Here is a 13,546-nt window from a genome sequence, read left to right as displayed (position 1 = left end):
TTTATAACTTCAACTCCATAATAAATCTATCCTCATTGAGACCATATTCTTCTTCATGAAAATCAACTTGTTTAAACCCAAACTTACGATATAATTTAATAGCAGGATGATTATCAGGGTCTACTGTCAGTTCGACATTAGTTATTCCTAGCTGTTGTAATTGTTCTAATGAATAATCAAGTAATCTCTTCCCTAGTCCCTGTCCTTGAAATTCTTCTACAATAGCTAGACCATAAAGATAAGCAGTATTAATTTCATCCATATCTCTCATATATTCAATTACTCCTACAGGTTGACTATCAATATAAATTACATATACAGCACCATGACGTAAAAAAGGCACTAATCCCCATTGATTTAATCCACCTGGGCCAAATATTTCTTCTTCAATAGCAACTAATTCTTTGATTATAGCAGTCTGATTATCAGTTAATCTTTCGATCTTCATCTGCATAATCTGCCTCCTTATCCCTTATTTCTTGTGGCATTATTGTTCCAGCTGAAATAATCAATTTTAATCCTTCCTCTACTGTAATATCTAAATAGGTTACATCCTCTCTAGGAACTAAAGCCAAATGACCTGAAGTAGGATTAGGAGTAGTAGGAATAAAGATACTTACAATTTCTGCTTCACCTGTATTCTTTTCAATACGATTAATTCCTTCTCTTGTCAAAAAACCTAACTGATAGACTCCTGAACGAGGATACTCCACTACAGCTACCTTACGAAATGCAGTCTTATTTTTCCAGAATAGAGCCTGAATTATCTGCTGAATACTTAGGTAAATATTACGAAATATAGGTATCTTAGTCAATACCTTCTCACCATAATTAATCAACTTTCTCCCTAATACATTAGTAGCTATAACTCCTACTCCTAAAACAAGCCCAAAGCTAATTATAACACTTAAACCATAAATTCTGGTACCAATCAAAAACTCAATTACAGGACCAAAGCTTTGCTCAACAATATTAACTAAAGTGACTATAATATAAATAGTAGCCAATAAAGGAAATAATACAGCTAATCCTGTAAGCAGATAATTACGTAACCGTTTTAACATCTAGTCTTCCTCCTGGTCTTCATTATCTTCCTTAGATTCAGCCTCTAAATGCTTAATCTTTACTTTAGTAATTCTACGTTGAATTACCTCTTCAACTGTAATAGTTAAATCTTCAAACTCTAATCTTTCTCCATCTTTAGGAACATAGCCTAACATACTCAAAACAAAACCACTAATTGTCTCATAATCTTCTTCTGGTAGATCGATTCCTAATGTTTCATTAATTTCATCAATATCAACTCGACCATCCACTAATAATTCTTGTTCATTAACCATCTTAATTAATTTTTCTTCTTCATCATATTCATCTTGAATATCTCCTACAATCTCCTCTAATATATCTTCAATAGTAACTAAACCAGCAGTACCACCATATTCATCTAATATAATAGCCATATGTATCTTTTCTTTCTTTAATTCACTCAATAAATTATCAATCTTCTTAGTTTCTGGTACATAGTAGGCTGGTCTCATTATTTTTTGGACATCCATATCAGATTCTTCTTGTCGTAATAAAGGAAGTAAATCTTTAGCGTAGACAATCCCTACAATATTATCAATAGTATCATTATAGACTGGTATCCTTGATAATCCCATATCTGTAACAATCTCTATTAAATTTTCCATAGGATCATTAATCTCTACACAGATCATATCTATACGAGGCACTAAAATCTCTTTAACTCGAATATCATCAAATTCAAAAATACTATTAATCATCTGCTTTTCATCAGTCTCAATAACGCCTTCTCTTTCTCCTACTGTCAAAAATCTTCTAATTCGTTCCTCACTAATAAAAGCCTTACCTTGATATTGATCTTCCTCTTTACTACCTGTAATTATACTAGTTAGTATATTTAAAACCTTGACAATTGGATAAAATAAATAATAACAGACCTCAATTGGTCGAGCCACTGTCATTGAAAACTTAGCTGTTTTTTTATTAGCTATAGATTTAGGGGTTATTTCTCCAAAAACTAATAGTAATAAAGTAACTATCCCTGTAGCTATTCCTACTCCTGCATTACCAAAAATATCAATGGCTAATTTAGTTGCAATTGAAGAAGCTGCAATATTAACTAAATTATTACCTACTAAAATAGTAGCTAATAATCTATCAGGAGTAGCTAATAGCTTTTCTACAATTGCTGCTTTTTTATTTCCTTCTTGATTAAGATGCCTAATTTCAACCTTATTGACTGACATTAAGGCAGTCTCTGAACCAGAAAAGAAGCCAGATAAAATTAGCAAAATAAAGAAAGACACTGGCTCAATTAATTCCTGAATTTGCATACACCAAGCCTCCTTAAAGAATTCAACAATCCCCTAGTAGTTTATAAGCATAGTAATTGGAAGATTAATAAACCTACTAAAATACCAACTACTGCCCCTAAAACTACTTCCCAAAAGCTATGAATCCTTCCTTCAATTCTACTCTGCGCTACTAATAAAGCTAATAATAAGACTAAACTGATTACTAAAGCATTGTCAATTAATATTGAAATAATTAAGACTATACAGAAAGCTATAGCTGTATGACCGCTAGGCATTCCACCCTGTAGAAAAGTACCTGATTTAAAGTAAGATTTAACAAAAATTACTACTAACATAACTACTATTAGAGAAATAAAAGTTAAATGCATAGGGGTTCTTTGAACTCGCTGCAATAAAATCAGAGTCAATGGTCTTAACTCATTAAAAAAAATTATATAACCTATAACAATTGCATTTAAAGCTGTAATTAGTACAGCCCCTGCAGCAATATCTTTAACCACTTTGATCTGAGGATGATATTGACTGCTAATCAAATCACTTAAAGATTCAAGGGCTGTATTAATCATTTCAGCAAAGATAACTAAAGTAATGGCTAAAAATAAGACTACTAGCTCTACTTTAGAAATATTAAATAAAAGACTAGCTAACAAAACAATAATAGCTATCATAAAATGAATCTTCATATTTCGTTCTTGTTTTAAGACTTTAACAATACCGGCTACAGCATAATTAAAACTCTGAATCAGCTTATTTATTAGTCTCATTCTTCTCTAGTTAAACCTAAATCTCCTAAAATTTCTTCTTCTTTTTGACGCATTATTTTTCGTTCTGAATCTTTTTTATGGTTATAATCTAAAAGGTGTAACATACCATGGACAGTTAAAAAACCAACCTCTCGAGCTAAGGAATGATTATATTCCTCTGCTTGTTGCTCTGCAGTCTCTAAAGAGATGATAATATCTCCTAATAAATTTTCATCATCTTGAGGAAAAGATAATACATCAGTCGACTCATCTTTATTCCTAAACTCTTCATTTAATTGCTGAATATACTTATTATCAACAATAGCAATACTTACTTCTTTTTCCTGGCCAGCCTCTAACTCTAGTACTTGATTAACAACTCTATTAATTATATCAACTACCGCTTGGTCTAGTTCATAGTCAAGCTGTGTATCATTAATTAGAACTGCCATTTGATTTCGCTCCCTCCTTAAATTGTTGTTCAATATTATCAGGATATTCAATTCGATTATGAAAAATACCTTTTAGGATATTAACAAATGCAGCACTTATCTTATCTAAATCTTTCAATGTTAAATCCGATTCATCTAATTGTTCACTATTTAGTTTCTTCTTAATTAAGTCATTAACAAATTTCTCTAGTCTATCTGGATTACTCTGGACTGCTACATTAGATCTAACTGCTGCTTCAACCATATCTGATAACATTACCAATGCTGCTTCTTTAGTTTGGGGTTTTGGCCCAGGATATCTAAATTCGCTTTCATCTACATTTTCATATTTATCATCATAAGCTGCCTCTTGATAAAAGTAAGATACTAAACTAGTACCATGATGCTCTTTAATAATATCAATTAGTATCTGTGGTAATTTATATTCTTGGGCCATATCTACTCCATCTTTAACATGAGAAGTAATAATTAAAGTACTTAGATTAGGTGACAACTTATCATGTGGATTCTCATCTCCAATTTGATTTTCAGTAAAGAAGTAAGACCTTTTTATCTTACCTATATCATGATAATAAGCACCTACTCGGGCCAATAAAGAGTCAGCTCCTACTTTATCAGCAGCCGCTTCAGCTAAATTACCTACTATAATACTATGATGATAGGTACCGGGAGCTTCCACTAATAGCCTCTTTAATAATGGGTGGTTAGGATTAGAAAGCTCCAGTAATTTAACTGGAGAAGTAATACCGAAAATATTCTCTACATAAGGCAATAAACCATTTGTGATAACTGCTACTATTACTCCATTTAGTATACCCAAAGGCACTATTTTTAAAAAAGTGACTACTTCAAAAACAGGCTTAGTTAATAAAAAAGCAAAGATAGTAACTGAACTAGCTCCTCCAACAATAAAACCTGCCCTTACTAAATCCGACCTTTGACTGAGTTTAGTAACACTATAAATCCCACTTAAACCACTAACTACTGCTACTACTATATCAGCCATACTCTTGTCACTGACTATTGCTACCAAAAAGGACAAGACAATAGTAAATATAATAGATAAATTACTATCTATCAAGATAGCTATTAGAATCGAAACTGCAGCTATCGGAACAACAAAAGAAGGATAAGTGATAGGTAAATAATTTACAATCTTAGCTAATAATAATATAATAATCGGCAATAGACCTAATAGAGCCAACTTTCCCATATCATCTAATATATAGGAATGATATTGACGAATATAAATAATAGTCATAGCCGAAATAATTAGCACAATTAAAAGATAACCTATAATATTTAAATAATTTATTTTGGGATCTTGTAAACCTAGAATTTCTAATTTTTTCATATCCTCTTCAGTCAGTACTTTACCATGACGAATAATAATCTCACCTTTATGAATTGTTCTCTTAACTGGCTTAACCTGTTCTTTAGCCTTCTCCCTTCTCTTTTGAGTAGCTTCTAAATCAAGAATCAAGTTAGGCTCAATAAACTGTTGGGTAAGTTTCTTAACTAAATCTATATACTGTTTAGACTGATCTAATTTAGCTGCTTCTGTTTCTAATTGTTCTCTGACTTGAGCTAAATAGTCACTCTTAACTCCTCTATTCAAATACTTCTCTAAAAACATCATAATATCTTCTTTTAATTTAGTAAGCCTTTCTGGTTTCAGCTGTAATAAATACATATAATCCTGGTCTGTCAATTTTAATTGGCTTTTCCTCTTAAGTTCATTAACCCTAGTTCCTAACTCTCTTTTTTGCCTCCTAAAGTCTCTAAGAAGGTTGAAGAACTGATTAACTTCTCTTCTAATAGTCGGAGAAACTGTTATATCTTCTTCATAGACTTTAGATACTGAATCTGCAGCTTCTTCTTTTAACTTTTGAGTTCTTTTTTCATCAATATAATTAACTGTTTTAGGAGCCTCAATATCATTTTGAGTGACTTGTCCCACTTTTAAATCGACTTTATCAGGTAAAAAATCAATTGTTACTAATAAGACCAATGCTACAACTACCAGTATACTACCAGCTACCTGTTGAAATTTCTTATTTTGATAAAAATCAAATCTACTTATATCAATTTTTTCTTTAAACTGTGACCACAAATTCATACTATTCACTCCTACTTAATATCTTCATAGGCAGCAATAATCTCCCTGACTAAAGGATGTCTAACTACATCTCGATTAGTTAAATAAACAAAATTAATTCCTACTATCTTCTTTAAAAGTTGTTCTGCCTCTACTAACCCAGAACTCTTTCTTCTTGGTAAGTCAATCTGAGTTATATCACCATTAATTACTGCCTGAGAGTCACGCCCCAATCTTGTTAAAAACATTCTCATCTGTTCTTTAGTAGTATTTTGAGCTTCATCTAGAATTACAAATGAATTCTTTAGTGTTCTTCCTCTCATATAAGCCAAAGGGGCAATCTCTATGACCTTTCTCTCTAATAGTTCATCTACTTTTTTAGTTCCTAATACATCATACAAAGAATCATAAACTGGTCGCAAATAGGGATCTACCTTTTCTTGTAAATCACCTGGTAAAAATCCTAAATTTTCTCCTGCTTCAATAGCTGGTCGAGTTAATATAATTCGCTTTACTTGATCACTCATTAAAGCATTAACTGCCATTACTACTGCTAAAAAAGTCTTTCCAGTTCCGGCCGGGCCAACACCAAATACAATATCATTACCTCGAATAGCATCAATATAAACCTTCTGCCCTAAAGTCTTAGGTCTAATCTTTTGACCAGAACTGGTCACTTGAATTATATCAGAATATATCTCATCTAAAGAAAAACTATCTTCTTTAGCTAATTCAATAGCATATTCTAATTCCTGAGCAGTTAAATCGCCTTTACTCTGTACTATCTGATCTAATTCTTGGAATAGATTTATTACCTGTTCAACGCTATCTTCTTCTCCATTTATCTTGACTAAATTACCTCGTCCAATAATTTCTACTGTAAAATTATCTTCGATCATTTCTAGATTTTGATCTTGGTTACCAAAAATACTCATTGTAGAGTAGTTAGTACTTAATTCTAACTCCTTAGTTATCTGTGCCAAGTATTTCTTCCCTCCTAGTTCCAATTTCTTCTTCAACTTCCACTAAAGCTTTCACTCTAATTAACTTATCTTCATTATCTACCTTAATTAATTTTAATTTACTATTTAATATTATAGCCTTTTTTTCTACCCCTTGCAAGATACGATCAATAGCCTTTTCTTTAGCTACTTGCTTAGCCTCTACTAAACTTCTTTGCTCTTTAAACTCTTTTATCTGAATATATTTTCTTATAACTATTTCTATAGGCAACTGATGATTCCTCCATTGGGGCAGAGATTTTACCTCTTTTTCAACTCTGAAATTAGAATAGGGGGGCTTTTTAGGCCCTGTAAGTATAAACTCTTGTTTATTAATTCGAACTGCTAAACTAGTCTTTATATTATCTGTTGGTTGTTGATAATATCGAGTTAATTTAGCTTCTCCATAACCTTCATACCAGACCTTAGCCTTAACTATTCCTTCTGCTTTAACCTCTTTAGTATCTATCTTAACTCCTTTATCTTCCTCTTCTGTCTCATTTTTAGTTGTCTCACTAACTTGTTTCTTAACTTTTACTTTACTACTAATTAAGGTATCTCCTGTGCTGACTGTCATTCCTTCTTTAACCTGAGGACTTCCTTTTAGTACTATTATCTCACTAATTATTCCTGGCTTGTGAGCTACAATGTCAGCAGGCTCTATTGTTGTATCAATCAATTCCTTTTCTACTACTTCAACTATCAACTTAGTACCCTGAAAATAAACATTGGCCCAAGATACCTGTCGTTTACTTTCTACAATTAACTCAGACAATTTATCAGTAGGAATCTTTGATTTCAAGACACCTGGTCGTATTTTAACCTTTTTAAGAATAGAGTTGATTTCACTCTTATCTAGATTTTCTACCCCTTTTATTTCAATAAATAATACAAAATGTGATAGAGTATAAACAGCCAGTATGATAAATAAAATACCAATAGCTAGAACTCTACGTCTGATTAATTTATTAATCCAAAAAGGCAGGCCTCTTTTTTGATAAATTTCTACTTTACAATCTGTATTTCGAACACTTTTCCTAACTTTTTTAAAATCCTTGACATTAATATTTACATAAATAGTATCATCTATCCGAATAATATTCCATAATTCAATTCCTTGTCGCATCCAATCATTAATTAATTTAGTATACCGTCTACCACTTACTTTAAGTTGTACATAGCCTCTACAGAAATCATATAACTTTTGAAACATAGTATCCTCCTTACAACAAATCAAAGCTTATATCAGTGATTCTACCAGTTATAATAACCCCCTCTTCCTTCATTTGATCAATAACTAAATCTTCACCAGTAATTAATATCTGACCATGATAAACTCTGATTTTAACTGATTCAGGTGTATACTTAATAATTCCTTGATGGTTCTCTACTCTCAAATTTAAATTACCTACAATAGAAATCATAGGTAGATTTAGCAATACGTCTTGAGGAAGGTCGAATAACTCGGCCAGTTTAGCTTTTATTTTTTCCTGCCTCCTCATCTAAACTCCTCCTTAAGTTCTACAGAGAAGATTTTAAATTCTCTGTCTTTAAATATTATGTAAGAAGAAAATTATTAATTACAAAAAAGAAAAAAGCCTGACATCTCTGCCAGACCAACATATCTAATTACTGCAACTTCTTTCTTACTAATTTATTTACTACATTTCCATCAGCTCTACCTTTTACCTTAGGCATAATAGCTCCCATTACTTGGCCCATATCGCTCATATCTTGAGCACCTAAATCAGTAACGGTTTCTTCAACTATATCAACAATCTCTTCTTCACTTAACTGTTCTGGTAAGTATTCCTGTAAAATCTCAATTTCCTGCTTAGCCTCTGCAACTCGATCTTCATCTCCAGCTTTTTCAAATTCAGCTAAAGATTCTTTAGTCTGCTTGACCAACTTAGCTAGAACCTCAATTATTTCATCATCTGATAAATCTTTACGTTCATTAATTTCAGCATCTTTGATCTCAGCTCTAGCCATTCTAATGACAGCTAGTTTCTTCTTCTCCTTACTCTTCATTGCATCTTTCATATCTTCTAATAATTTATCTTGAATAGACATAAAAACTTCCTCCTTAAGATATTTTTACCCTGGTGGCCACTGTAAATTACGACCGCCCAATAAATGATAATGAATATGGAAGACAGTCTGTCCCCCAGCTTGATTGCAGTTGCTGACTACTCTAAATCCATCATGGGCTATTTCCATATCTTCAGCTAATTGATTAGCTACTTGATAAATATGTCCTACTAGCTCATTATCCTCTTCTTCTAAGTCAAGCAGAGTAGAAATATGTTTTTTAGGTACAATTAATATGTGGACAGGGGCTTGAGGATTGATATCTTTAAAGGCAATTACTTCTTCGTCTTCACAAACAATATCACTATCAACTTCACCTGCTACTATCTTACAAAAGAGACAATCATCCATCATTTCACCTCCCCCATTTAAATTGACAATGTAATATATATTAAATAAATATTTTTTAAAACTACATAATTATTTGACTTTTAGATTGATTATAGTATTTATAAGCTTTGGATTTTTAATTGTAAATTCTACATTGCCAATTGTCAATTTGATACAAAATTGATAATCGACTTTATATCATTATTATTAATCTTCTAACTTACCTACTAGCTTTCCTTCTTTTTCCATTAATTTTACCTCAACTAATTCCCCTGCTAATTTATCAGGACCATCAACTAAAACTCGTAAATAATTATCTGTAAAACCAGTTAATAACCCAGTCTGATAGTCACGTTCTTCTTCTAATAAGACTTTCATCTTCTGTCCAGTGAAGTTCTGTTGATAATCATAAGCAAGTTCATCAGCCATCTCTCTCAACTGCTTACTTCGATCTTTCTTAACTTTAGAATGAACCTGATTAGAAAATTCAGCAGCTGGAGTTCCTTCTCGTTTTGAATACTTAAAGACATGAATATCACTAAATTCAAGCTTTTTAACCAACTCATAAGTAATTTCAAAGTCTTCTTGACTAGAACCAGGAAAACCAACAATTACATCTGTAGTAATAGCAATTTTAGGTATTCTATCTCTAATCTTAGCTACCATTTCTTCAAACTCACTACTATCATAAGGTCGATTCATACTTTCTAATATCTTATCTGAACCGCTCTGTAATGGTAAATGTAGATGGCGACATAACTTATCTGATTCAGCAATCAAATCAATTAAATCATTGCTTACTTCTGTTCCTTCAATTGAACTTAATCTAATTCGCTCAATATCTTCAACTAAAATCAACTCTTTAAGTAACTTTTCTAAGCTAAGGTCATCTTTATCCTTACCATATTCTCCTAAATGAATTCCTGTCAAGACAATTTCTTTAAATCCATGCTGGGCCAACTTCTCTGCCTCAGCTAAAACATCTTCTAATTCTCGACTTCGCAATCCACCACGAGCATAAGGAATGATACAATAAGAGCAGAATTGGTCACAACCTTCCTGAATCTTAATTGAAGCTCGAGTACGGCCTTTAAAGTCTTCTAGCTTAATCTCTTCAAAGACCTCTTCTTCTTCAACGGGCTGAACAAAATTAAGTGGCTTATCAGCTTTAGCTGCCTGCTCTACAAACTCAACAATCTTACTTCTACCTGCTGTCCCCACTACTAAGTCAATCTCAGCACTCTCTAGTACCTTCTCTGGTTCTACCTGTGGATAACAGCCTACCACTGCTAGTAAAGCATCTGGATTACGTCGCTTGGCCCGTCTGGTTATCTTACGTGACTTTCTAGCTCCCTGATGGGTTACAGTACAAGTATTTATGATATAAATATCTGCCTCTTCCTCAAAATCAACTATCTCATAATCTTCATCTTCAAATTGGGCCATCATGGCTTCTGTATCATAACGATTGACCTTACAACCTAGTGTATAAAAAGCAACCCGTTTCATAATTAACCTCCTAAATCTCCTATCTCATATTGAGCCAAAGCTACTGCAGTAATTCCTGCTGTCTCTGAACGTAAGATACGAGGGCCAAGGCTAACAGGCTTCATTCCAGCCTCTTTTACCTTGCTAACCTCTTCTGAGCTAAATCCACCTTCAGGGCCAACAAAGATAATTACTCTTTTCGGTTTCTCTTCTTGTAGCATCTCTTTAATTCCTCTTGTATCCTCATCTTCCCAAGGAATTAAAGCTAAATCATAGTCAGCTAGCAAAGAAGAAACATCTGAAGAATCGATTACTTCCTCTACAGTAGGAATTTTAGCTCGTCGTGACTGCTTAGCTGCTGCTAAAGCTACTTTCTGCCACCGATCCTGTCGCTTCTTAGCTTTTTTATCTGTTAACTTAACTACAGTTCTCTTAGTTAAAGCAGGAATAATTCTGTCTACACCTAACTCGGTACATTTTTCTACAATCAAATCCATCTTCTTTTTACGTTTAGGCAGACCATGGACTAAAGTAATCTCTACTTCTGATTCTACTAATTGAGCTAATTCTTCTTTAATTTGGCCCTCTACTACTTCATCAGAACTATGGACTAACTCAACTAAGTATTTATCTCCTTGACCATCAGCTACAGTAATTTCATCACCTGCTCTTAAGCGTAGGGAACGAGTAATATGTCCTACATCAGAACCAGTAATTAAAACTTGATCCCCTCTAATATCATCTGGTGTAACAAAAAAATGATTCACCTTACTCACTCCTAACTAAAACAATTGAAAATTATCAACTATTTTGTCCAACAAGTGTAACCCACTCACCTTGTTGAACTCGCTCTACAACCTTAAAGTTATATTCCTTCAACTTATCCTTTACTTTTTCTTCTTTCTCTACAATAATTCCTGATAACATAAAGTAACTATTATCTTCTATTACTTGGGCCAAATCAGGAATTAAATCTAAGATAATATGTGGCAGTAGATTAGCTATTACTAAATCATAGCCTTTCTCTACCACTTCAACTAAGTCACCTGTTACAAAATCTATCTCTTCTGCTACTACGTTTAAGTTAGCATTCTCTTTTGCTGCTTCAATAGCTACAGGATCAATATCTAAAGCAAAAATATCTTCTGCCCCTAGTTTAGCAGCAGCAATAGATAAAATACCTGTGCCAGTACCAATATCCAATAGACTAGTATCTTGGGTTAGATATTCTTCAAGTAACTGCAAACAACTCTCTGTTGTTTCATGATGTCCTGTCCCAAAGGCTTGACCTGGATCTATCTCGATTATAATATCTTCTGGAGCTGACTGATATTCTTCCCAAGTAGGCTTAATAACAATTCTATCTGTAATCTGTAGTGGTTTAAAATTCTCTTTCCATTTAGAAGACCAGTCTTCTTTAATGACTTCTCTAACTTCTAATTTACCACTACCAACTTCTAAATCATACTCTTCTAAAGTAGAAATATTATTCCTTAACCTTTCTAAATCAATATCTTCTTCAATATAAGCTTTAATCATTATCTCATCTTTACTATCTGTTAAATCTTCTTTAGATATACCTGCTACTTCCTCTTCTTTTAATAAGCTACTAATAGCAGGATAAGCTTGATAAGTTGTACTAATCTCTATCTCTTTCCAAGACATTTATCTCACCTACTTTTAGAATAAATCTTTTATTTTTTGCCAAAAACCTTTATGTTCTGGATTAATCTCTTCTCCACTAATTTCAGAAAACTTCTCTAACATTTCTTTCTGCTCTTGGTCTAATTTCTCTGGAATAACTACCTTAACCTTAATTCTTTGGTCACCACGACCTTTCCGATTAATATAAGGAATTCCTTTATCTTTTAATCTAAAGGAAGTACCAGGTTGAGTACCTTCAGGTATCTTAAATTGGACTTTACCATCTAAAGTCGGTACTTTAATCTCATCTCCTAAAGTAGCTTGCACAAAATTAATTGGCACCTCACAGATAACATCATTGCCTTGGCGTTCAAAGATCTCATGTGACTCAACTTGAACTACAACATATAGGTCACCTGCTGGTCCACCATTTTCACCAGCTTGACCTTCACCTCTAATTCTTAACTTAGAACCATCTTTTACTCCAGCTGGAATATTAACAGATACTTTTCTCTTTCTCTTAACCTTACCTTCACCATTACATTCAGAGCAAGGATCAGTTGCAAATTGACCTGTACCTCCACAACGATCGCAAGTCTTAGACTGTACCATTTGACCAAATGGTGTATTCTGCTTATATTTAATCTCTCCTGCACCATTACATTTAGCACAGGTTTCGACATCCTCAGGTGAAGCAGCCCCTGTACCATCACAGACTTCACACTCTTCAGTTCGAGGAATAGTAATCTCCTTTTCTGCCCCAAAGGCTGCTTCTTCAAAACTGACACTCATTCTATACTTTAAATCGGCTCCTTTACGAGGACCATTTCTGCGTCGACCACGACCACGTCCTCCTTCACCAAAGAAGATATCAAAGATATCATCAAAGCCACCAAAGTTACCACCACCAAAACCTCCGGCTTGACCTTGACCGCCAAAACCAGCATCTTGATTGACTCCTGCATGACCATAACGATCATATCTAGCCTTCTGCTCCTCATCACTTAAAACTTCATAAGCTTCTGTAACTTCTTTGAACTTCTCTTCAGCATCTTCATGATCACTTATATCTGGATGATACTTCTTAGATAATTTACGATAAGCCCGCTTAATCTCTTTCTGACTAGCATCTCGATCAACACCTAGTATATCATAATAATCTTTTTTTGCCATCTTAAGTCACCACCTGTTTTTTTCAATAGTTGATAGTGTACAATTTACAGTTTACAGTTAAAATCAAAACCTATATATCAAAAGATTATTAGATTCTGAATTTACAACTGTCAACCATCAACTGTTAACTGTACACTGATATAAACTACATTACATCTTAACATAAAAAGAGAGCCAAAGCCAACTA

The 13,546-nt window shown here is 33.2% G+C and carries 15 protein-coding genes; all 15 read right to left on the bottom strand.

What is annotated here, in order from left to right:
* Position 1: 1 nt before the first annotated feature.
* Positions 2 to 454, bottom strand: a complete 453-nt coding sequence (locus ACYQ39_RS11085; RefSeq protein WP_459843045.1) for a GNAT family N-acetyltransferase — start codon at positions 452 to 454, stop codon at positions 2 to 4.
* The gene (locus tag ACYQ39_RS11080; protein WP_459843043.1) at positions 426 to 1,064 is read right to left on the bottom strand and encodes a DUF502 domain-containing protein; all 639 of its coding nucleotides are present in this window, start codon (positions 1,062 to 1,064) and stop codon (positions 426 to 428) included. The genes ACYQ39_RS11085 and ACYQ39_RS11080 overlap by 29 nt, the downstream gene beginning before the upstream one ends.
* Positions 1,065 to 2,357 (bottom strand): hemolysin family protein, encoded by a 1,293-nt coding sequence (locus tag ACYQ39_RS11075; protein WP_459843041.1) that lies wholly within the window; start codon positions 2,355 to 2,357, stop codon positions 1,065 to 1,067. It lies immediately after the preceding gene.
* Between the two features lie 41 nt (positions 2,358 to 2,398).
* Complete coding sequence (locus tag ACYQ39_RS11070; RefSeq protein WP_459843039.1) at positions 2,399 to 3,103, bottom strand: diacylglycerol kinase; 705 nt, start codon at positions 3,101 to 3,103, stop codon at positions 2,399 to 2,401.
* Positions 3,100 to 3,534: an rRNA maturation RNase YbeY gene (ybeY, locus tag ACYQ39_RS11065; RefSeq protein ID WP_459843037.1), complete on the bottom strand. Its 435-nt coding sequence runs from the start codon at positions 3,532 to 3,534 to the stop codon at positions 3,100 to 3,102. The genes ACYQ39_RS11070 and ybeY overlap by 4 nt, the downstream gene beginning before the upstream one ends.
* The gene (locus ACYQ39_RS11060; RefSeq protein ID WP_459843035.1) at positions 3,518 to 5,653 is read right to left on the bottom strand and encodes an HD family phosphohydrolase; all 2,136 of its coding nucleotides are present in this window, start codon (positions 5,651 to 5,653) and stop codon (positions 3,518 to 3,520) included. Before ACYQ39_RS11060 ends, ybeY begins: the two co-directional genes overlap by 17 nt.
* Positions 5,654 to 5,664: 11 nt before the next feature.
* Complete coding sequence (locus tag ACYQ39_RS11055; RefSeq protein ID WP_459843033.1) at positions 5,665 to 6,615, bottom strand: PhoH family protein; 951 nt, start codon at positions 6,613 to 6,615, stop codon at positions 5,665 to 5,667.
* Complete coding sequence (yqfD, locus tag ACYQ39_RS11050; RefSeq protein ID WP_459843031.1) at positions 6,599 to 7,846, bottom strand: sporulation protein YqfD; 1,248 nt, start codon at positions 7,844 to 7,846, stop codon at positions 6,599 to 6,601. Before yqfD ends, ACYQ39_RS11055 begins: the two co-directional genes overlap by 17 nt.
* 10 nt (positions 7,847 to 7,856) lie before the next feature.
* Positions 7,857 to 8,135, bottom strand: a complete 279-nt coding sequence (yqfC, locus tag ACYQ39_RS11045) for a sporulation protein YqfC (RefSeq protein WP_459843029.1) — start codon at positions 8,133 to 8,135, stop codon at positions 7,857 to 7,859.
* 127 nt (positions 8,136 to 8,262) lie between these two features.
* Positions 8,263 to 8,706, bottom strand: a complete 444-nt coding sequence (locus ACYQ39_RS11040) for a GatB/YqeY domain-containing protein (RefSeq protein WP_459843027.1) — start codon at positions 8,704 to 8,706, stop codon at positions 8,263 to 8,265.
* A gap of 24 nt (positions 8,707 to 8,730) precedes the next feature.
* Positions 8,731 to 9,075 (bottom strand): histidine triad nucleotide-binding protein, encoded by a 345-nt coding sequence (locus tag ACYQ39_RS11035; protein ID WP_459843025.1) that lies wholly within the window; start codon positions 9,073 to 9,075, stop codon positions 8,731 to 8,733.
* A 186-nt stretch (positions 9,076 to 9,261) separates the two neighbouring features.
* Complete coding sequence (gene mtaB, locus ACYQ39_RS11030) at positions 9,262 to 10,563, bottom strand: tRNA (N(6)-L-threonylcarbamoyladenosine(37)-C(2))-methylthiotransferase MtaB (RefSeq protein WP_459843023.1); 1,302 nt, start codon at positions 10,561 to 10,563, stop codon at positions 9,262 to 9,264.
* A gap of 2 nt (positions 10,564 to 10,565) precedes the next feature.
* Positions 10,566 to 11,309 carry a 16S rRNA (uracil(1498)-N(3))-methyltransferase gene (locus tag ACYQ39_RS11025; RefSeq protein WP_459843021.1) on the bottom strand — a complete coding sequence of 248 codons (744 nt, stop codon included), beginning with the start codon at positions 11,307 to 11,309 and terminating at the stop codon, positions 10,566 to 10,568.
* A gap of 34 nt (positions 11,310 to 11,343) precedes the next feature.
* A complete protein-coding gene (gene prmA / locus ACYQ39_RS11020; RefSeq protein WP_459843019.1) occupies positions 11,344 to 12,207 on the bottom strand; it encodes a 50S ribosomal protein L11 methyltransferase in 864 nt (287 codons plus the stop codon).
* A gap of 15 nt (positions 12,208 to 12,222) precedes the next feature.
* Positions 12,223 to 13,359: a molecular chaperone DnaJ gene (dnaJ, locus tag ACYQ39_RS11015; RefSeq protein WP_459843017.1), complete on the bottom strand. Its 1,137-nt coding sequence runs from the start codon at positions 13,357 to 13,359 to the stop codon at positions 12,223 to 12,225.
* Positions 13,360 to 13,546: the final 187 nt, after the last annotated feature.

The organism is Halanaerocella petrolearia (genome assembly GCF_054657875.1).
The sequence above is the reverse complement of the archived record's forward strand: the minus strand, read 5'-3'. Positions and strand labels throughout refer to the sequence as shown.

Coding starts and splice junctions, on each gene's coding strand:
- ACYQ39_RS11040 (WP_459843027.1), bottom strand. CDS start 8,706: ATGTCTATTCAAGATAAATTATTAGAAGATATGAAAGATGCAATGAAG.
- ACYQ39_RS11085 (WP_459843045.1), bottom strand. CDS start 454: ATGCAGATGAAGATCGAAAGATTAACTGATAATCAGACTGCTATAATC.
- ybeY (WP_459843037.1), bottom strand. CDS start 3,534: ATGGCAGTTCTAATTAATGATACACAGCTTGACTATGAACTAGACCAA.
- prmA (WP_459843019.1), bottom strand. CDS start 12,207: ATGTCTTGGAAAGAGATAGAGATTAGTACAACTTATCAAGCTTATCCT.
- ACYQ39_RS11035 (WP_459843025.1), bottom strand. CDS start 9,075: ATGGATGATTGTCTCTTTTGTAAGATAGTAGCAGGTGAAGTTGATAGT.
- yqfD (WP_459843031.1), bottom strand. CDS start 7,846: ATGTTTCAAAAGTTATATGATTTCTGTAGAGGCTATGTACAACTTAAA.
- ACYQ39_RS11080 (WP_459843043.1), bottom strand. CDS start 1,064: ATGTTAAAACGGTTACGTAATTATCTGCTTACAGGATTAGCTGTATTA.
- ACYQ39_RS11060 (WP_459843035.1), bottom strand. CDS start 5,653: ATGAATTTGTGGTCACAGTTTAAAGAAAAAATTGATATAAGTAGATTT.
- yqfC (WP_459843029.1), bottom strand. CDS start 8,135: ATGAGGAGGCAGGAAAAAATAAAAGCTAAACTGGCCGAGTTATTCGAC.
- dnaJ (WP_459843017.1), bottom strand. CDS start 13,359: ATGGCAAAAAAAGATTATTATGATATACTAGGTGTTGATCGAGATGCT.
- ACYQ39_RS11070 (WP_459843039.1), bottom strand. CDS start 3,103: ATGAGACTAATAAATAAGCTGATTCAGAGTTTTAATTATGCTGTAGCC.
- mtaB (WP_459843023.1), bottom strand. CDS start 10,563: ATGAAACGGGTTGCTTTTTATACACTAGGTTGTAAGGTCAATCGTTAT.
- ACYQ39_RS11075 (WP_459843041.1), bottom strand. CDS start 2,357: ATGCAAATTCAGGAATTAATTGAGCCAGTGTCTTTCTTTATTTTGCTA.